Source organism: Sphingobacterium composti (genome assembly GCF_009829075.1).
GTDB lineage: Bacteria > Bacteroidota > Bacteroidia > Sphingobacteriales > Sphingobacteriaceae > Sphingobacterium > Sphingobacterium composti.
Genome location: NZ_WUQZ01000031.1, coordinates 1 through 20374, shown reverse-complemented (window position 1 = coordinate 20374; position 20374 = coordinate 1). Strand labels below are relative to the sequence as shown.

Here is a 20374-nt window from a genome sequence, read left to right as displayed (position 1 = left end):
ATTTTCAATACTTATAATTCCTTAATCCTTTCCAAAATTTTTCTCTGGCAAATACTTCCAATACCTTTTGGGTACATGGCGAAGATGTAGCTTCATATTTCTACGCGCAACTATATTAGTACTCTTAAAATATTGATGCCATAAGTTTTTATAGTACTCCTCTTGATCGTCCAATGATACAACAGTTGAGGACTGAACGACACCTTTTACCTCATCAGCATTCAATATGACTTCAGTAATAGAAATTTTATCCCAATAAATCCCATAATTTCTTTTTAAATCATAAATAATCCAAGGCTGATCAGTATATCTATTTTTGAAAAATGAAATTATCAATGGTAAAACATTAAAATCTGGTTCTACTACAGCAAAATAAAGACCATCGGAGGATTGTTGAAATCGCACAAATGCTTTCATTCGATGGCGCTCACGACTTACTTTTCGCAAAGCATCCGAAAATTTCATAACCGCATCATTTCCGAAGTTCGATAATATGTTTTTATTACCTTTAAAAACATGAACAGCTAAATAAAAACATGCTTGCCAAACTTCTGGATTTTCAAAAAGGAAAGCACGATAAAAATCCAGTGTAATATTTTTACCAACTCGCTCTTGTAATCCTTTTAAAACACGTGAAGCTTTTTTAGAGTCTGTATGAATATAGGTAACCTCTGCAAACATATCAGGAAAATAGTGTTCTTGGGTAATAGGTTTGACCGAAAACTCTTTACGTTCAAAAGCTTCAAAAATACAGCAGAGCCAACCATAATAGCTGCCATCAAAAATATAATACATTATGAAAAAAGATTCAATTGTGTACTAAATATTTGTTTTGATTTAGAAGAAGATTTATTTACAATTTTCGCTCGAACATTCTCCATAGAAGTATATCCTAATTGAAAAGGTGAATCCGCACATCGCATAAAATATCTTGCTCGATTGAATGCAATCCCCATTTTTTTTATTTGATATTCATGTAATCTTCCAAATTTACGCGCTTGAATAATCTTTAATGCAGACTGCCTTCCTATACCAGGAATGCGAATAATCATTTTATAATCGGCAGTATTGATATCCACTGGGAAAAGATGCGGATTTCGCAACGCCCAACTCAATTTAGGATCAATTTCTAAATCCAAGTCTTGATGATCTGCATTTAAAATTTCTTTCAATTCAAATCCGTAAAATCGTAACAACCAATCGGTCTGATACAACCTATTTTCACGAACTAATGGTGGCTTTGTTCCAATTTGTGGTAATAGGGAATTTTCATTTTGAATAGGAATATATCCACTATAATATACACGTTTTAAATTGTAGTCTTTGTAAAATTTATCCGCTACTGACATTATTTCAAAATCATTTTCAGGAGTAGCACCAATGACCATTTGTGTACTTTGTCCAGCAGGCACAAAAGTTGGTTTGTGCTTGATTAATTTCGATTCTTGTTTATATGATTGAATTTCCTGATTGATAAAATTCAATGGTTTTTTAACAGATTCATGGTCTTTTTCTGGAGCCATCAATTTCAATCCTACCTCAGTAGGCATTTCAAGATTAATGCTCATCCGATCTACATACAATCCCGCTTCACGAATCATTTCATCACTCGCACCTGGAATTGTTTTCAAATGTATATAACCATTATAACGCTCTTCAAGTCGCAGTTTTTTAACAATTTTGAGCAAACGCTCCATCGTATAATCTGCATCTTTGAAAATTCCAGAACTCAAAAACAATCCTTCAATATAGTTTCTACGGTAAAAATTCATTGTTAGGTTTACCACTTCTTCAACAGTAAAGGCAGCACGTTGGACATCATTACTTTTTCGACTTACGCAAAAAGCACAATCATAAATACAATGATTTGTAAGAAGAATTTTTAATAAGGATACACAACGACCATCTTCGGTGTAAGTATGACAAATTCCAGATGAAGATGCATCTCCGATTCCACCTATATTTTTTCGCTTACTACCACTTGAACTACAACTTACGTCGTACTTCGCTGCGTCTGCTAAAATTTTAAGTTTCTCTTCTAAACGATTCATTTATTAGTGTGTTACACACAAAAATACTAATATTTTTAGTAGATAATAAATCGTATTTGATTAATTGGTAAATATTTCAAACATTTGACAATTAGACTATAGGCCAAATTAAATTTACCGTAGGTAATTAATTTTTGTATATTATTAAATCAAAAATTAATTACACTAAATCAATTGATGACCTTCGTTAATTGACATCATTTCAAACTATAAAAATTTATGAATAATATTACTTTAAAATTATCTACAGTTTTAATTTCAGCCACTTTACTTACGTCATGTTCACAACGTTTAGTGGGGACTTGGACTGTTCAACGTTATGAAACTACATCGCCTGGTCAACAAGGTGTTGCATTAAGCAATATTGGAACGCTTAAATTTAAGAGTAATGGGACAGGAGAAAAAAATCTTGATTATACTGTATTGGGAATTAATAGGCAAGACAAGCTTCCTTTTAAGTGGAGTTGGAGTGACGGAGAATATGTATCTATTGAAAGTGATAGTTCTGATTTTTCTAAGACATGGATAATTATGACTAACAAGAAAAAGTATCAGAAATGGAAGTCAACAGATGGAGCTAATAATATACAAATCATTGAACTTAAAAAGTAAAAAAAATTCTTCTTAGAACAAAGTTCTAGCGTAGTTATCCAGGATTCATTTAGTTTAAACTGTCTTTGAATTAATATTAAAAAATAGAATTCAAAGACACTCATTTGTTTATGAGTTTATATTTCTGATAAAATAAGTATCAAACACTTAAATGTAGCCTATTCATTCTTTTCTACGTTATACAAGTGATGAATATATTGCTACAAATCAACATAAACCAAGATATAGAACTGCATCAAATACAATCCAAAGATGCACAGGATATCTTTCATACCATAGATACACAACGTGAATATTTGGGACAATGGCTACCTTTTGTGGCGTACACAAAGGAATTGAAAAATACGCAGGATTATGTTGATTCACTTGTGAATGCTTCAAGCGAGGCATTTGAATATGTATTCGCGATTCGTTATCAAAATAACTTTGCTGGTATGATTGGGTTTGTCAATTCAAACCATCCACATAAAAAAACAGAAATTGGTTATTGGCTTTCTGAGCTTTACCAGCATAGAGGCATTATGACCGCAGCGGTTCGTGCGTTATGCAAATTTGCTTTTGAAGATTTGCATTTGAATAGAATACAAATTAAATGTGCAATAGGCAATACAGCAAGCAGTAATATTCCAAAGCGTTTGGGTTTTGTATTCGAAGGAATAGAAAGACAAGGCGAAAAATTTCCAGATGGAAGTTTTAAAGATTTAGAAATCTATAGTTTAATACAAGGACAATTCAGAAGCATAAACCAACCATGATAACCTTTAGTACCTTAGAAAACATAAGCATCCAAACCGTTACAGGGACATTTAATGCGGCTTTTTCTGATTATTTTATTCCGCTACAATTGACTAAAGAACAAATGGCGATTAAATTGAAATCTGAAGATTTTGCACCACAATATTCAGTTGGAGCTTTCTATAAGAACAATTTAGTAGGCATCATATTACATTGTTATAGAACTATTGATGGTAATAAATGTGTTTACAATGGTGGAACAGGTGTAATTCCTTCGCAACGGAGACAGCATCTCACTATTGCTATGTACGATTTCATTATTCCTAAGCTACAGCAAAATGGCATTAATAAAGTTATATTAGAAGTGATTGAGCATAACATACAAGCATTAAAATCCTATAAAAAAACAGGATTTAAACAAACACGACGTCTCAGAAGTTATCAAGGAAAAATTAAAATTCTAAATTGCAGCAAAAAACTAGATATTAAAATAATTCATAAAATAGATTGGACAGCTATTGAAAATTTTTGGAGTATTCGTCCTAGCTGGCAAAATGATTCCGCATCGCTTCAGAATATTCAAGAAAATATTATTTTGATTGGTGCTTTTCAGCATGATAGACTAATTGGTTATTCTGTATACAATCCAACATCAAAACGTCTACAACAAATTGCTGTAGCGAACCAATTTAGAAGTCAAGGTATTGGAAGAGCACTTTTAACCTATATTGCAAAAAACTATAGCGAAGATATTGCACTTATAAATGTTGATGATAGTCATAACGACACTATTGAATTCTTGGAAAAGTTTGGTTTACAAAATAGCATCAATTTATTAGAAATGGAGTTAATGATTTAAATGTATTGTAAAACAATTACCTCATCACCACTATCCCCGTATCAGTAATCGCATAATTTACTGCATTATCTAATACTTTCTTTGTGTCCAATCCCGTAAATTGACTAAAAGCAGGAAGTATTAGCATATTTTCGGAAACGACAAAAGCAGGTAATCTAAAATGTTTGTTAGTAGGTAATCTAACAGTTACGCCAGGATGTATATGTCCAGAAATTTGATATTCGGCGCACTTATCAGGTTCATGAACAAAGGTTATATTATCTAGTGTTAAACTTGAACAAACAGATTTAATCCCTAAATCCAAGACTTTCTTTTCGGACATTCGGTCATGATTTCCTTTTATTAGGATAAATTCGACAGATGAAAATCTTTCTAAGAACAGTTTAAAATCCAAAACCTCTCCATTTGCATTGGCGTGAATCAAATCTCCTACGACTACGACTTTTTTAACATGATATTGAAGCAGAAGCTTTTCGAGAACTTCCAAATCTTTTTCATGAATCTGCGTAGGAATTGGAATTCCATTGCGCCGAAAATGCGCAGATTTACCCAAATGCAAGTCAGATAATATTAAGGTCTCTTGTGCTTTCCAGTAAATAGCTTTTTTGTTGGTGAGTATTAATTTTTGATTTGCCCAGGTAATTTCCTGTTCGTGTATTATCATCTTCGCTTCCTATTTATTCTATTGCTCTGCTCCTGCATTCGTTGAATTCTAACTCCCAAATCTTCACTTGATAATGATTGACGTAAGCTGTCAACTTTAATTGGAAAACTCAACGGTGTAAAACTTTCTGCAAATTTATAAATGATTTTTGAAGAATTAATGCGTTCAAATGCCTGAACAAGACGAGGTTCTTCTAATTGTTGATTGAAAACCTCGGTATACGCCTGTCTTAACAACAAATTGTTTGGTTCGTGTTCTTCAAGTACTTGAAAAATAATTCCTGATGAAGCCTGAAGTGATTTATTATTTTGTTGCTTGCCATATCGATTTTGAATCACATAACCAGCAATAACAGCGATATCCCGAAATTTACGTTTTGCCATTTCCGCTGCATTGATACTAGCTGTAACATCTTTCATCAAGTCTTCCTTTCGCAGAATATGTTTCAATTGCTCCTCACTCAATTCGATATCTTTATCCGAAAACAATTCAAAACCATAATCATTCATCGCCATTGAAAAACTTATCGGATAGAGTTGACTAATGCGATATGCCATCAAACTCGACATCACTTCATGCACCAAACGTCCTTCAAAAGGATACATAAAAAGATGATAGCCTTCACGCGTCTTTATCTTCTCCACCAAAAATTCATTTTCTGAAGGAATATGTGATTTATCCACTTGACTAGCGACAAGCGGGTGAAGAAATTTCAATTCTTTTTCGCGTGAAGTCGGATTTTTAGAATCCGCCAACTTTTTGCGAAGCAATCCTCCTAAATTTGAACTTAAGGGCAACCGACCGCCTAACCAACTTGGTGTAATAGCTTTGCCTTGAGAAGCCCGCACATAAGCTGTCATTTCTTTTATTCGGATTAATTCCAATACTCTTCCTGCCAAAATGAATTTATCGCCTTGTTTGAGTTTGGTAATAAAATATTCTTCGACCATCCCAATATAACCACCACCTAAGAATTTCACTTTCACCATCGCGTCCGATACAATTACACCAAGATTCATGCGATGAAGCATGGCTATTCGTCTCTTTTCCACAACATACAACCTTTCTTCATTTTTTACCACTTTGTGAAATTCTTCATAATTCTTACCAATTTTTCCACCAACGGTGATAAAAGAAATGCACCAATCCCATTCTTCCTCTGTAATCCATTGAAAAGAATAAGCTGATTGTACCACGTCGAATAATTCTTCCTTACGAAATCCCCCACCCAATGCTATGGTAACTAGAAATTGTACCAAGACATCATAACACAGCACCAAAGGTTCTCTATCCTCTATTAAATTGGTTTTGACAGCCTCTTTGAGCGCAGCCACTTCGATCAATTCTAAAGAATGAGTGGGAACAAAATATATTTTAGAAACTTCATATGGCGAGTGACCACTACGCCCCGCTCGTTGCATAAAACGCGCAACGCCCTTACTCGATCCGACTTGAATAACAGTATCAACAGGTTTAAAATCCACACCTAAATCCAATGAGGAAGTAGAAACCACTGCTCTGAGTTTGCCTTCACTCAATGCTTCTTCTATCCAATTCCGAATTTGCATATCAATAGAGCCGTGATGCAATGCTAATTGCCCTGCAAAATCAGGATAAGCGTCCAACAGAATTTGATACCAATACTCGCTCTGGCTTCTTGTATTCGTAAATACAATAGTCGATTTGCTATTTAGAATAATTGGGACAACTTCGTCCACAAGTTTACCACCCAAATGTCCTGCCCAAGGTAATATTTCAACTTCTGGAGGAAAAACCGAAACAATATCAATTAACTTCTTTTCTTTCGCAACAATCTTGATTTTTTTAACGTGATAAGGAATCAAAACTTCCATAGCTTCGTCCAAATTTCCAATAGTCGCCGTGATACCCCAAACTAAAAGATTAGGAAGTTTTAATTTTAAATATGCCGTTGCCAATTCTACCATGACACCTCTTTTGCTACTCAAAAGCTCGTGCCATTCGTCAATGACAACAGCTTTGAGATTCTCAAAGAATTTATCCCGTCCCTTTTGAGCTAAGAGCAAATGCCAGCTTTCGGGTGTTAGCAATAGTACATCGGGCATCTCCTTGCTTTGTCGCTGCTTTATTTTGACATCAGTATCGCCATTTCGCACTTCTACAACCCAATCTAGACCGATTTGGTCGATAGCTTCCTGCATGGCTCGTGCTAAATCTTTTGCCAATGACCGTAGTGGAGTAACCCAAATCAATTTTAGACCTTTCTTGTAGGTATCAGGTCTGTTCATATAATTAATCAGGATACCCAGAAAAACAGAATATGTTTTTCCAAATCCCGTTGGTGCGACCACCATTCCACTATATCCATTATGTATCTTTTCCCAAGCTTGACGTTGAAAAGTAAAGGGTGTACGCCCGTGTTCATTTAACCACGAGGATACGATTTCATAACCTGATGTTTGTTCAAATTTGCTCAAACCATTTTATGTTTTATTGTCATAATGAACATAAGTGAAGTATCTCCACATTTGAAAAAAGATGTTTCGACAAGTCTGAACATGACATTTATCGAATCAGCTTCTTTACTTCTTCCAAATCATCTATTTCTGCTACTGTTTTATCTTTACGCCAACGTAAAATTCGAGGAAAACGTAATGCAACACCTGCTTTGTGTCTTGTACTCCATCCTATTCCTTCAAACGCAATTTCAAATACTAATTCAGGTTTGACAGTACGTACTGGACCAAATTTTTCAACAGCATTTTTATTTACAAATCGACTGACTTCCTGAATTTCCTTATCTGTCAATCCTGAATACGCTTTAGCAATGGTGACTAAATTTTCTCCATCACGTACAGCAAAAGTATAGTCTGTGTATTGAGAACTGCGTCTACCACTACCTTTTTGAGCATAAATCAAAACAGCGTCAATTGTCAGCGGGTCAATTTTCCATTTCCACCAGTCCCCCTTTTTACGCCCTACATGGTAAATAGAATTCTTATGCTTCAGCATCAAACCTTCACTATTTATATCTCTTGCCTGCTCTCTAATTTCTTTAAGCTCTTCCAAATTTTCAACCTGAATGACGGACGAAATTTTTAAGTTTTGCAATGAATTTTCTGCTACTAAATTTTCTAATATTTCACGTCTTAAACTCATGGGCTCATTACGTAGATCTTGATGATTAAATTCAAGAATATCATATAGGAACATTCCAATAGGAACTTCTTCCATTATTTTCTTGGAAAGCACCTTACGGTTTAGTCGCTTCTGAAGTGCCGTAAAATTCAATATTCCACCATTATTTATAGCTAGTATCTCACCATCCAACACAAAATTTCCTTCCCAAGATTTGATTTCATCCACAATTTCTGGAAACTGTTCCGTAACTAACTCCTCTCCTCGCGACCATATGAAAATCTCATCATTACGCTTGATGACTTGCCCCCTGATACCATCCCATTTATACTCTATTTGCCAGTCAGCTAAATTTTCTAAAGTTGCTTCAACATCTTCAATCGGATACGCCAAACAAAATGGATAAGGTTTGGAAAGGTTGCTGTCAATATATTCACCGTGAATCAACTGTTCGAAATTCGAATTTTCTACTGTCCATTCGCCCATAATACTGTGCGAAACAGCACTCGCTTCTAAATTGTAATATGATGAAATTGCATTTATTAAACCTTTGGTCGAAATGCCCAACCTAAAACTCCCACCCAATAATTTATTAAATATAAATCGTTCTTGATGAGGCAAATTATTCCAAGCATGCAAAATAAATTCTTTTTTTTCCTCATCAGAATAAATTGCTAAAGCGTTAATCTTATCCATCCATTCCGCTAACGAGAAATCTAAATATCCCTGTGGTTCTGGGAGTAATAAAGATATGGTTTCCCCTAAATCACCCACAGAAGAATAAGACTCTAAAAACAACCATTCGGGAATTTGCGAAATCTTTTTAGCCCATTCACGGAGCAAAGTAGTCGATACAGCACGCTTTGGTCGACGACCACTAAACAATGCTAAAAACCACAATTTATCTTTATCATCCGCTTCTTTAAAGAAATGATGAACAGCTTCCATCTTTTGCGTAGTCTTATTCGTACTATCCAAAGCATGTACTAAAGTTGCAAATGCTCTCATTCCATACTCCCTTCCACTTTATCATATACAGCTTCATCTTCTTCCTCCCCAAATTCCGTTTTCACTTCTTCGGACTCAATGCCAATTTCATTTAAATACTTTGAGAAAACAGCGGTTTGTCCATGCGTAACATATACTTTTTCGGCTTCAGATTGTTTTATTGCATCGAGCAAATCATTCCAATCGGCATGGTCGCTAATCGCGAAACCTGCATCCGCACTGCGCCAACGTCGTGCGCCTCGGACTGTCATCCAGCCTGAACATATCGCATACGCCATATTGGGAATTTTGCGAATGACATTGGAATCCACGAGCGCAGGTGGAACAATCACAATTCCTTGATTGACATGTTTAACATCTTCTCTGAAATCCAACACCTCGTATTTGGGCAATTGAATTCCCACACTTTCATAAGCTTGATTGAGTTTATGGATGGAATAATGTACATACAATGGCGCTGTTCCTTCTACAGCTTTCATAATACGCTGTGCTTTACCAAGTGAATACCCGACGAAAACCGAAGTTTTTTGATACGATTGATTTTGCACTACCCAATTAGACATTTCCTCATTTTGCTGATCCACAGATTTCCATTGGTATATAGGTAGACCAAATGTACTCTCACTAACGTATTCATGACACTTGACCGATTCGAAAGGAGTCGAAAGCCCGTCATTTTGAAGCTTATAGTCACCCGATATAACCACTACTTTACCTTTATACTCTAAACGAATCTGTGCAGAACCAATAATATGACCAGCAGGATGAAAAGAAACTTTAACACCATTTATCGCTATAGATTCATTATAGCCAATTCCTTGTACTATTATATCAGGGCTAATACGACTTTTGAGAATAGGTACAGTAAAATGATGGCACAAATATTTCTTCATTCCCCAACGCGCATGATCTGCATGTCCGTGGGTAATCAATGCCATATCCACAGGTCGCCAAGGGTCAATGAAAAATTTTCCGGGTACACAGTATATTCCTTCAAGACGAAATTGAATCAAGCGCATATAGCATTAACCTAGAAAATGATTTTTTGTTTTGCAATAATTAGGTTAGAGACCAAATTATTATAGAAATTAGTAAAAGAAAAATATTAGAATATTGTAGATAATATTAACATGACAGCCAAACTTAAAAGGATTTAAAATTTATCATATTATACTTACCCAATGCAACCTTTAGATAAATTAAATCGTCTACTTATTATAAACTAAATCATGAAAAATAAGATAATTACTTTTTTGCTAACTTCACTTACAATATTAGCAACAAGTTGCGGTAATATTTATTATGTAAATCAATCAATATCAAGTCTGAAATGGAAACCTGAAATAAAAGTTGATTACATACTAGAAGCAGATTCTACATCAGAATCTAAAATATCATATACAAATGAGAATAATAGGCAAAGTAAAATTAAAGGCTTTAGTGGTTCATGGAATAAATCTTTAAAAATTAAGAATAATAAGAAAATAAAATATGTGGCTAAAATCAAAAATAAGTCTATGCATCCCTACATAGTAAAGCTTTTTGTGGATGATAAATTACTCCAAGTACACAAATCTTCTGGTAAGAAGCAGAAAGTAATTTATATATTCCGAACTTTTTAAAAATACAACAAAAAAGAAAACCCAGTTTCATAAAACTGGGTTTTCTGTATTTTAGTTAATCTCTCAAGGTAGTAATATCAATTTTAGGTTTTGGTAGATTTAATGCCTTGATACCGCTGAGGCATTTATCAACCATTTCTTGTGTCATGTTGTAGGTATATTTACCATAATCATCGTATTCTAATTTTCCGACATAAAAGAAACCATATTTAGAAAAGAAATCAGTTAAGTCGACCTTCGCAATTTCACAAGCTGTCTTTACAAAATTCAGCTGATGTACGGCTGGATTACGCTCACCTCTTCTTCTATCAGACGCCCAATCTCCCGTTCTAGACGTGCCGCGTGCAGTTTCTTGTTTTCTAAATTCTTCAAATAAATCAGGGTAAAAATCTGGATTCTGCCCCTCACCTTCGAAATATAACTGCAATTGCCAAAAAGGCACCAATCTATTGAATACATCAGGGTCAGCTAAGTAAGAAATTCCTTTCTCAATAATATCGGTTCGCGACTTATCGTAATTTTTTTGTTCCGAAATACGTGTTTTATTTCCGAAAGAACGAGTCACATATAACGAGAACAAATTATTACTCACCTCACCAAGACCTCCCCAATTGAACATAGGACGTGTTTGATGAACATGACCAACTTCATGGCTAAATCCCCAACATGGATCACCTTTGATGACTACATCTGGATTTACTACCAATCGCATCGCATAGCCAGATTTATCGCCCATATAAGCCACACCATCAACATCTCTAAACATGTAATAATTATAATTTACACGAGATAATATTCGATTTTCAGGAACTTTATTATACTTAACTAAGCCCATCAAACGATGCTGTCTATACACTAACGTATCATAATTAGAAATCAGTTCTACACCTCTTCCATAAGCATATTTCTTTAAAGATTCGACTGGATAAGCTGTTTGAATGTGTTTACCCTTAGCGTCCAAAATCGGATATACAGCATTATCAATAAACGCATTCCAATCTCCATCTTTATGTTTTGCTATATCAAAATATCCATTTTCTTTACCCGTGATAAAATGTACTTTTATAGGGTTTTCCTTTTCAGGATGGTCTGAAAAATAAACGACATACGCCAAACTTCCATATTTATCCAATTTGATAACATTTGCACCATTTTTAAGCGTAAATTCTTGTTTGTGTAATCCCCAACCATTAGGATCTTCAGTAGGTTTTTCTGGATTCGGAGCTTTACGCAGCCAATTCGGAACAAATAATTTTACTTCTTTACCTTCGTCAATTCCATCCACGAGAATAACGTGCTCTCCTTGTTCTAAATAAACACCCGTAATATTTTCATATTTGCTATAGCCATCTCCAATACTCAAATCGCGACCTAAAGTTCGTGGATTCAATATTGCTTGATAGCTAGCATACTTATATTGGGGTTTATAATTTTTTGCCAATATAGCTGTTGCTACTTCTTTGATTGCGGGATTTACAATGGCATTAACAGTTTTTTTCTTTACATTTTTTTTCAGGGTAAGTCCGAGCGCATCATCAAACACAGCCAAATCGGAGTTAAATTTGGATAAATCGGCTTGTGCACATGCACTGGAGAAAGCTAAAATAACAGTTGAAATAGTTAGAATTATGTACTTTTTCATTTAAATAGTTTTATAATTAGTAGCTAAATTAAGCTTATAAGTATTAAGTAAAAAGTAAACAAATTGACACAAACCCTAAAACCTCATTTACACAAGCAGTCAACCGTTTGATTAATTTTCAATAAAAATCAAAAAGGTTTGCAAAAACTATAATATTCGGTTAAATTTGTGGCAGTATTATTTGATAAATGACAAAATTCTTCACATACCATATGCATACACATCATCGCCATTGCGGCGATATGTAATGTTATATGTTTCTACGTGAAGCATCTTTTTCCCAATAGTCGGTTTTATTAATAATATTTAAGCACCAAAAACAATCAGTTTTGAAAAATCTAAAAATAGCTATCCAGAAATCGGGTAGATTAAATGAAAAATCAGTACAGTTATTAAAAAACTGTGGTCTAGACTTCGAAAATTACAAAAGCTCACTTATAACTACTGTTTCAAACTTCAACCTTGAAATTTTATTCCTTAGAGATGATGATATTCCTGGATATGTAGAACAAGGAATTGCGGATTTGGGTATTGTTGGCGAAAATGTCATTGACGAAACACAAGCTGAAGTTGAATATATTCAACGTTTGGGTTTTGGTAAATGTACCTTAAAGTTAGCGATTGCAAAGGATTCTACTATTCAAGACTTGCAAGACCTAAACGGAAAATCCATTGCCACTTCTTATCCCGTGATTTTAAAATCCTTCTTAGATGAGTATAAAATCAATGCGGATATTCAAACTATTTCAGGTTCTGTGGAGATTGCACCAGGATTAGGTTTAAGTGATGCGATTTGTGATATTGTATCTACCGGCGGAACTTTGAAAAGCAATGGCTTGAAGCCTTTTGCTGATGTTCGCAAATCCGAAGCTATATTAATTGGTCGCAAAGGTTTAGAAGAAAATGAAATCGTAGCAGAACTGCTTCAACGCGTTCAATCCGTATTGCGCGCAAAAGAAACGAAATACGTTGTCTTGAATGTTGAAAAATCCAATTTACCTAAGATAACGGAATTATTGCACGGTGTCAAAAGCCCTACAGTAGTGCCTTTAGCAGAAGAAGGTTGGGTAGCAGTACACACTGTTATTTCTGAAGATGATTTTTGGGGTAAAATCAATGTGCTAAAATCTGCGGGAGCTCAAGGAATTGTTGTTATGCCGATTGAAAAGATTATTTTATAATGTTAAAAACATATTCATACACAAATCTCTCTACGGAAGAAATTGACAAATTGGTGTTACGCAACTCGGACCCTAATCAGTCTATTCAATCCACTGTAAATGAAATAATAGAGGAAGTTCGTCAAAAGGGAGACTCCTCATTAGTGAATTTTGCCGCGAAATTTGACCAAGTACAACTGGACAAATTGTATTTGGATAAAGCAGAAATCGAAGAGTTAGCTTTGACGATAAGTCGCGACCAACAACGTGCTTTAGAAATCGCTTTTCAAAATATTCATAAATTCCATAGCGTACAAAATAAGCGTGAACGTGTAGTGGAAACTATGCCAGGTGTGAAATGTTGGCGTGAAATACGTCCTATTGAAAAAGTAGGATTGTACATCCCGGGCGGTTCAGCGGTATTACCTTCTACCCTGTTGATGTTGGGCGTTCCAGCTCGAATTGCAGGTTGTAAAGAAATAGTAGTCTGTTCACCTCCTCAAAAAAATGGAAAGATAAATGGTTTCGTTGCGTACTGTTTATTGTTGTTAAAAATTGACCGTATCTATTTAGTAGGTGGCGCGCAAGCTGTTGCAGCGATGGCATTTGGAACTTCAAGTATTCCTAAAGTTGATAAAATATTTGGGCCAGGAAATCAGTTTGTTACTAAAGCTAAAAGTACAATACAAAGTTTAACAAACGTAAGCATTGATATGCCTGCTGGTCCTTCAGAAGTTTTAGTCATTGCGGATGATACCGCTAATCCTGCGTATGTAGCGGCAGACTTACTAGCACAAGCTGAGCACGGAGCAGATAGTCAAGCTGTATTGGTGACAACTGATGCAGAATTTGTTAACCGTGTTAATAGTGAACTAGAAGCACAATTGGCAGTTTTGCCACGTCAAGAGGTAGCACGCAAAGCTATTGAAAATTCATATGCCGTAATCACAAAAGATTTGAAAGAAGCTATGCAATTTTCAAATCTATACGCACCAGAACACCTTATCATTGAGTCTGATTACTGGCAAACGATTACCTCATTAATAATTAATGCAGGTTCGGTTTTCCTTGGTCACTTGACACCAGAAAGTGCAGGTGATTACGCTTCAGGTACCAATCATACATTACCTACCTCAGGATACGCACGTTCATACTCTGGAGTATCGGTGGATTCCTTTGTCAAAAAGATAACTTTCCAATCGATAAGTGAGGAAGGTCTTCAGCAAATAGGCTCCACAGTCGAAATTTTAGCTGAGTTAGAAGGACTACAAGCGCATAAAAATGCTGTATCGATACGTAGAAAATAATTTTTATTCCTACACAATATTTGATACTAGACACCGTTATTATAATAGATACTTACAAAAGATAAATCTCTAATAGTTAGAGGTTTTCTGCAAAAAAGAATAAAGGGATTAAAACATAGTTTTAATCCCTTACTTATTTATTAAATGAACTAGATTAGCTTCAGCATATTCATAACCCTTTTCTATCAAAAACTTCGAACGGTCAAAATCCCAAATCCCAGATATATTATGTGGTACATTGATTACGTAATCTGGCTTATATAACTCGATACTCAATTTGGTTAATTTACGACGCATGGCCAAGTATGATTCCTGCAACACACTAATTGCATTCAATTTATCATACGCAATAGGCGATAGCAGTTCTCTATCTCCATCTAAATTCACAGCTATGATTGTATTCTCTCGATAACGCACATAATTAATGGGTAAAGGGTTCAAAACCCCTCCGTCAACTAAGAATCGACCATCAGTCGTAACGACGGACTTAAAAACTCCTGGAATAGCTATTGAAGCACGGATGGCATTATATACGTTTCCCGAACGGAAAACGACATCTTCTTCATTTGTCAGATCGGTTGCTACAGCAGTATATTTTATTTGCATATCCTCAATCAGAATATCTTCAAATACTTCATGCAAAGTCGACATAACACGTTGGCCTTTCAAAATTCCATATCGCGGATCTGAAAAATCCATCAATCTAAAGACCTCTCTTTTTGTCAAACGAGACATCCACTCACCTAGTTCAATATTTTTGCCTTCGGCAAATGCTGCACCAACTAAAGCTCCTATGGAACACCCCACTACTTCATTAACCTCAAATCCATGATCTGTAAGCCATTTAATAACACCAAGTTGAGTAATACCACGTGCACCCCCACTACCTAATACCAAAGAGACTTTTTTCCTCATAAAAAATATACGTTCTATATCAAAACCTAAATTAAATATATTTCTACAATTACTAGCTTTTATCGAATAATAATCTGCTTTTGTCAATTAAAAGTCTGTTTTTTCAAAAAATTTTGCACGACAAAATAACAGCGTTACTTTTGTTAACACCGTTAACAAGTTGCATATTCAACAATTTAGCATGCTTTCACGAAGAGAAAAAGAAATACAGAAATTACGTCAAGCGATTATCGACCAATCATGGAAAATTATCCAAGAAGAAGGTTGGCAATCTCTATCTATTCGCAAAATTGCGGATGCGATAAATTATAGCGTTCCAGTTATTTATAAGCATTTTGAAAATAAGGAAGCTATAGTAGAATATTTCTCTAAAGAAGGGTTCGCGAAGCTAGCCTATACGTTACAATCGGCTAGAGCAACTTCATTGTCACAAGCCGAACAGTTACGACAAATAGCTATCGCTTATTGGAAATTTGCATCCGAAAATACAAAGTATTACAGAATAATGTTTGGATTAGGAATACCAGCTTGTGAAACTATTAACAGTTCAGAGGAGATGAAAGCTAGTTCCACGATAATGCTGACTGCAATTGACAATGTATTAAAAGAAAGCCATAATGGACAAGTGGATATACATTTGAAATTAAAAACATTTTGGTCTATGCTTCATGGGTTCATTGCAATTGATTTATTGTCCAATCACGAAATCACAGAATTACCCCCTGCTACAGTATTAGATGCTGTCGAAGGATTTATTTATACATTACAAAAACAAAATAAAAATATGAGCTTATTACAAGACTTACAATGGAGATACGCAACTAAGAAAATGAATGGCGAGAAAGTTGCGCAAGAAAAAGTAGATTATATTATTGAAGCGGCACGTTTGGCTCCTACTTCATCGGGTTTACAACCTTTCAAGGTAATAGAAATTACTGATGAAGAATTAAAAGCCAAAATTCAACCTATTGCTTATGGGCAATCACAAATCGTAGACGCTTCACACTTGTTGGTATTTGCTGCGCAAGAAAGTTATTCTGAAGAATACTTGAATGAGGTATTTTCGTTCAGCGAACGTGAAAGAAATCTTCCGGAAGGATATTCTAATGATTACAAAAATATGTTGTGGAATAGCTTCGCTCAGCAAACCCCAGAGCAACATTTCAACCATACAGCACGTCAAGCATACATTGGTTTTGGCTTAGCTATTGCAGCAGCAGCAGAACAAAGAGTAGATGCTACACCAATGGAAGGTTTCAATAATGCGCAGTTGGATGAATTATTGGGCTTAGAAAAGTTAGGATTAAAATCAGTGACAATATTGGCACTTGGTTATCGTGATGAAGCAAACGACTGGAATTTAAACTTGAAAAAAGTACGTTTCAGCAAAGAAGACTTTTTGATTAATTTGAATTAATCTTACATTTTCTATTTATATAGCTCCAGCGAAATAAGCTGGAGCTATTTTGTTTATTCCCAAGTTGGAATGCCTTTTTTCATTTTATCTAAAGTATTCTCAAGCTCATCTCTTCTATCTTCTGTGGTATTAGCTACAGCTTTTTCTTGCCACACAATTGCATTTTTTGCATCACCTAACTTATATAAAAGATTAGCATAAGTATCAATGATATAGCCTGTATCGTTTTTCTCTACAGCCAATTTACTCCAAGTTAAAGCCACTTTCAATGCTTCTTTATCATCACATTCTTCGAATAATTGCCAAGCATATTCATTGAGCTCTTCTGCAGTAATATTCGCATTACTTTTAACAACTTTATCGTATTCGCTTGTAAAAGTTTTCCAATCTTTATTACGCAAGTAATTACTTAACTTCATAGAAGTCAATGATTTTGAAAAGTTAACTTTATCGTACTTCGCACTTAATTGTTTTTCCAGTGCATCATAATCAATATTTTCTCCATTTGACATTTTAGATTGCATTTCCTTTTGAGTTAGAACATAAGCCAAAAAATCATTAACATCAGCTCTAAATTTATTGTTAAAAAACTCGCGAAAAGCCGTCTGATTATTATAGATTAGTTCAAAAGCTTTACTATCAGGTTGCTCTTGTGCTAGAATGACAATGCCGTCAAGATTTTCTTCCTGTAATAGCTCTTCATTTGATGATTTTTCCAAAATCGTATTAAATGCTCTATTTGCCAATTCAAAGTCATAAATATCTGCGGCAATTTTAAATATTTGCTTTGCCGATTCTAGATTTTGTGGATCAGCCTCAAATTTCTTTTTAGAGGTGATAAATTGCTTTTCCGGAATCAATGCATCTTTAAAACGTGCAATAAATTGATCTGGTTGACTTCCTCCAATTACTTTATCAACTAATTCACCATCAGGATTGAAAACCAAAAAAGTAGGATATGCTTTTACTTCATAATCTTGTGCAAATCTTTTCGCTTCAGCGTACCACGATTTTACATCTTCTGAATCTTTCTGAGTTTCATCAAATTGCAATTTTAAGTTTATGTAATTCGCATTAAAAAATTCACCAACTTCAGGTTGCGGAAAAACATTTTCTGACATCCATGTACAAGGTCCGCACCAAGTAGTAAAACAATCTACAAAAATGTGCTTATTTTCAGCCTTAGCCTTTTCTTTAATTTTTGCCCAAGTTGTATTGTGTTCAAACTTAATTCCTTGTTCTTGTGCCACTACCAAAAGTGGAAGAACGAAAAGTATAAAAAATATTTTTTTCATGATTAATAATTTAAATTAACTAGTAAAACAAAAATAGTTATTAATAGCAATTTTAAAATAAAAATTCAACACTTTAACTTAAATTTAACCTTAAATTCTAACTTCTGTATAGGAATTACAACTAATACTAATTAAAGATTTCTGATATTTCCTCTAGTGAGACTTTCCCGAAGTATGAATTAAGATCGAGAGTTTTAAATTTGGCATTTAAAGTTTCTTGATCATGTTTTATGCCGATCAATTTATTTTCTAATTCTTCAATAGGTTTGGTTGCAAAGAAATCACCAAAAATTTTAGCTTGAGTAATATGCCCTTTATGAACATCCAAATGTACTTCTATAAATCCAGCAGGGATTTTATTTGATTTTTTAAAATTGTAATCTGGTGAGGATCCAAAATTCCATTCCCAAGTTCTGTATTTTTGATTGACAAGTTTCTCTATCGCTTCAAGATCTTGCTCGTCGAATGTATAAATTGTTACTTTTTCATTTGCTAATTTTATTTCATCAATAAACAATTGCTTAAATAATGCAGTAGTCGTGCCTTCAGGCAAATATTCTATTAAATTTGTCACACGAGCACGATTGGACTTGACGGCCTTATCAACAAATTTCAAAGGGTTTACTTTTAATGCATCTGCTAAAATTGACATTTCTGAATTAATCAAAATAGTACCATGCTGTATCATCTTTTTTGATTTTATAGTTTTAGCATTACCACTAAATTTCTTTCCCTCAACCAATAAATCATTTCGTCCTTCTAATTTTGCAGGAACATTTAGCTTATTTAAAAGTTGTATAACAGGCCTTGTAAATGTTTCAAAATCACTAAAATCTGTTTCATTCGCTATAGTGTGAAAGGAAAAGTTCAAATTTCCTAAATCATGGTACACTGCTCCTCCTCCAGAAAGACGTCTTACAACTTTTATACCATGAGCAGAAACATAGTCCAAATTTATTTCTGCCAAAGTATTCTGAAATTTACCAATTATAATGGAAGGAGAATTAACATAGAAAAGAAGAATTTCTTCTTCTGGAAAACGTCCTAATAAATATTCTTCTGAAGCAATGTTGAAATATGCATTTTGCGATGGGGAATCAATAACTATCATAAGTGTCTTTTACACAAAGGTAGTAATAAGAATTTAGTTCACTTGTTTGAATATTTTTTTGTATGTTTGTAAAAAAGCCGCACAACTTCGCCTACATTCTCCACTTAGAATTTCTTGTCGATATGTTAGACTTTTCTCAACAAAATAATCATTAAATATCAATACATGGGTCAAAGCCAACAAACATTTAGAAAAAAAGAAATCGCAAAGAAAAAATTACAAAAACGTAAAGAAAAAGAAGAAAAAAAAGCGCAGCGTGAGGACTCTAATGACAAAGGAAAAGCATTAGAAGAAATGTTCGCATATGTTGATGAGAACGGAAATATCTCCGATAAGCCCCCTTTAAAGAAATACGAGTTCAAAGAGGAAGACTTAATCCGTCCAGAAGTGGAAGATGTGTATTCATTTGGTAAAGTATCATTTTACAATGAAGCAGGTCAATACGGTTTTATCCGTGACAACGAAACGAGAGAAAACGTTTATTTTAACTTCAAAATCTTAGGTTTTGTTTTACACCAAGATCAAAAAGTAAAATTCAAATCGCAATCAAGCAAGCAAGGACTTCAAGTTACAGAAGTGATTGTATTATAAAATATAAATTTCTTAATGTAAACATCCCTTATCAATAAAATGATAAGGGATGTTTTTTATTTAAGTAGTATATGCAAAATATATAAATCGGATAGGAGGAACGGGATTAATTCCCGTTCCGACCTTCCACAGCACCGCACCTACCGTTCGGTATACGGCGCTTCCCTAAGTTGTAACACGAACTCGCTTGTATTCTGCCAGTAAAGATGGGTATCCCAGTTGTTTAAGATAATCGTTCGAAAGGGTTGTTGACAGTATCCAGCTTTTA

Annotated in this window: 18 protein-coding genes; 8 read left to right on the top strand and 10 right to left on the bottom strand. The window is 34.4% G+C overall.

Annotated elements, in window-relative coordinates; genetic code table 11:
* Positions 1 to 21: 21 nt before the first annotated feature.
* The gene (locus tag GOQ17_RS14920) at positions 22 to 795 is read right to left on the bottom strand and encodes a TIGR03915 family putative DNA repair protein (RefSeq protein WP_159638707.1); all 774 of its coding nucleotides are present in this window, start codon (positions 793 to 795) and stop codon (positions 22 to 24) included.
* Positions 795 to 2051 (bottom strand): putative DNA modification/repair radical SAM protein, encoded by a 1257-nt coding sequence (locus tag GOQ17_RS14915; protein ID WP_159638705.1) that lies wholly within the window; start codon positions 2049 to 2051, stop codon positions 795 to 797. Before GOQ17_RS14915 ends, GOQ17_RS14920 begins: the two co-directional genes overlap by 1 nt.
* A 219-nt stretch (positions 2052 to 2270) precedes the next feature.
* Between GOQ17_RS14915 and GOQ17_RS14910 the strand changes: the two genes are divergently transcribed.
* The 3 genes from GOQ17_RS14910 (at position 2271) to GOQ17_RS14900 (ending at position 4257) form a co-directional block, all read left to right on the top strand.
* Positions 2271 to 2663, top strand: coding sequence for a hypothetical protein (locus tag GOQ17_RS14910; protein ID WP_159638703.1), 393 nt, complete (start codon positions 2271 to 2273; stop codon positions 2661 to 2663).
* A gap of 188 nt (positions 2664 to 2851) precedes the next feature.
* A complete protein-coding gene (locus GOQ17_RS14905; RefSeq protein WP_159638701.1) occupies positions 2852 to 3418 on the top strand; it encodes a GNAT family N-acetyltransferase in 567 nt (188 codons plus the stop codon).
* Positions 3415 to 4257, top strand: a complete 843-nt coding sequence (locus tag GOQ17_RS14900; RefSeq protein ID WP_159638699.1) for a GNAT family N-acetyltransferase — start codon at positions 3415 to 3417, stop codon at positions 4255 to 4257. Before GOQ17_RS14905 ends, GOQ17_RS14900 begins: the two co-directional genes overlap by 4 nt.
* A 16-nt stretch (positions 4258 to 4273) precedes the next feature.
* Here the strand turns inward: GOQ17_RS14900 and pdeM are convergent, their stop codons facing one another.
* The 4 genes from pdeM to GOQ17_RS14880 form a co-directional block, all read right to left on the bottom strand.
* Positions 4274 to 4921: a ligase-associated DNA damage response endonuclease PdeM gene (gene pdeM, locus GOQ17_RS14895; RefSeq protein ID WP_159638697.1), complete on the bottom strand. Its 648-nt coding sequence runs from the start codon at positions 4919 to 4921 to the stop codon at positions 4274 to 4276.
* On the bottom strand, positions 4918 to 7377 hold the full coding sequence (locus GOQ17_RS14890; protein ID WP_159638695.1) for a ligase-associated DNA damage response DEXH box helicase: 2460 nt from the start codon (positions 7375 to 7377) through the stop codon (positions 4918 to 4920). Before GOQ17_RS14890 ends, pdeM begins: the two co-directional genes overlap by 4 nt.
* A gap of 88 nt (positions 7378 to 7465) precedes the next feature.
* The gene (locus GOQ17_RS14885) at positions 7466 to 9046 is read right to left on the bottom strand and encodes an ATP-dependent DNA ligase (protein WP_159638693.1); all 1581 of its coding nucleotides are present in this window, start codon (positions 9044 to 9046) and stop codon (positions 7466 to 7468) included.
* The gene (locus tag GOQ17_RS14880; protein WP_159638691.1) at positions 9043 to 10065 is read right to left on the bottom strand and encodes a ligase-associated DNA damage response exonuclease; all 1023 of its coding nucleotides are present in this window, start codon (positions 10063 to 10065) and stop codon (positions 9043 to 9045) included. The genes GOQ17_RS14885 and GOQ17_RS14880 overlap by 4 nt, the downstream gene beginning before the upstream one ends.
* A 210-nt stretch (positions 10066 to 10275) precedes the next feature.
* On the opposite strand from GOQ17_RS14880, the gene GOQ17_RS14875 reads away from it, so the two are divergent.
* Positions 10276 to 10668 (top strand): hypothetical protein, encoded by a 393-nt coding sequence (locus GOQ17_RS14875; protein ID WP_159638689.1) that lies wholly within the window; start codon positions 10276 to 10278, stop codon positions 10666 to 10668.
* Between the two features lie 55 nt (positions 10669 to 10723).
* Here GOQ17_RS14875 and GOQ17_RS14870 read toward each other — a convergent pair whose 3' ends face one another.
* Complete coding sequence (locus GOQ17_RS14870) at positions 10724 to 12310, bottom strand: M60 family metallopeptidase (RefSeq protein ID WP_159638687.1); 1587 nt, start codon at positions 12308 to 12310, stop codon at positions 10724 to 10726.
* A gap of 329 nt (positions 12311 to 12639) precedes the next feature.
* Here GOQ17_RS14870 and hisG point away from each other — a divergent pair, with 329 nt between their 5' ends.
* Both hisG and hisD read left to right on the top strand, forming a co-directional pair.
* Complete coding sequence (gene hisG / locus GOQ17_RS14865) at positions 12640 to 13491, top strand: ATP phosphoribosyltransferase (protein WP_159638685.1); 852 nt, start codon at positions 12640 to 12642, stop codon at positions 13489 to 13491.
* Complete coding sequence (gene hisD / locus GOQ17_RS14860) at positions 13491 to 14777, top strand: histidinol dehydrogenase (RefSeq protein ID WP_159638683.1); 1287 nt, start codon at positions 13491 to 13493, stop codon at positions 14775 to 14777. The genes hisG and hisD overlap by 1 nt, the downstream gene beginning before the upstream one ends.
* Positions 14778 to 14906: 129 nt before the next feature.
* Here hisD and GOQ17_RS14855 read toward each other — a convergent pair whose 3' ends face one another.
* Positions 14907 to 15692: a patatin-like phospholipase family protein gene (locus GOQ17_RS14855; RefSeq protein ID WP_159638681.1), complete on the bottom strand. Its 786-nt coding sequence runs from the start codon at positions 15690 to 15692 to the stop codon at positions 14907 to 14909.
* Between the two features lie 181 nt (positions 15693 to 15873).
* On the opposite strand from GOQ17_RS14855, the gene GOQ17_RS16455 reads away from it, so the two are divergent.
* Positions 15874 to 17109 carry a nitroreductase family protein gene (locus GOQ17_RS16455; protein WP_159638679.1) on the top strand — a complete coding sequence of 412 codons (1236 nt, stop codon included), beginning with the start codon at positions 15874 to 15876 and terminating at the stop codon, positions 17107 to 17109.
* A gap of 53 nt (positions 17110 to 17162) precedes the next feature.
* Here GOQ17_RS16455 and GOQ17_RS14845 read toward each other — a convergent pair whose 3' ends face one another.
* Complete coding sequence (locus GOQ17_RS14845) at positions 17163 to 18404, bottom strand: thioredoxin fold domain-containing protein (RefSeq protein WP_159638677.1); 1242 nt, start codon at positions 18402 to 18404, stop codon at positions 17163 to 17165.
* A gap of 127 nt (positions 18405 to 18531) precedes the next feature.
* Positions 18532 to 19515 (bottom strand): lipoate--protein ligase, encoded by a 984-nt coding sequence (gene lplA, locus GOQ17_RS14840; protein WP_159638675.1) that lies wholly within the window; start codon positions 19513 to 19515, stop codon positions 18532 to 18534.
* Between the two features lie 165 nt (positions 19516 to 19680).
* Between lplA and GOQ17_RS14835 the strand changes: the two genes are divergently transcribed.
* A complete protein-coding gene (locus GOQ17_RS14835) occupies positions 19681 to 20106 on the top strand; it encodes a cold-shock protein (protein ID WP_159638673.1) in 426 nt (141 codons plus the stop codon).
* Positions 20107 to 20374 lie beyond the last annotated feature (268 nt).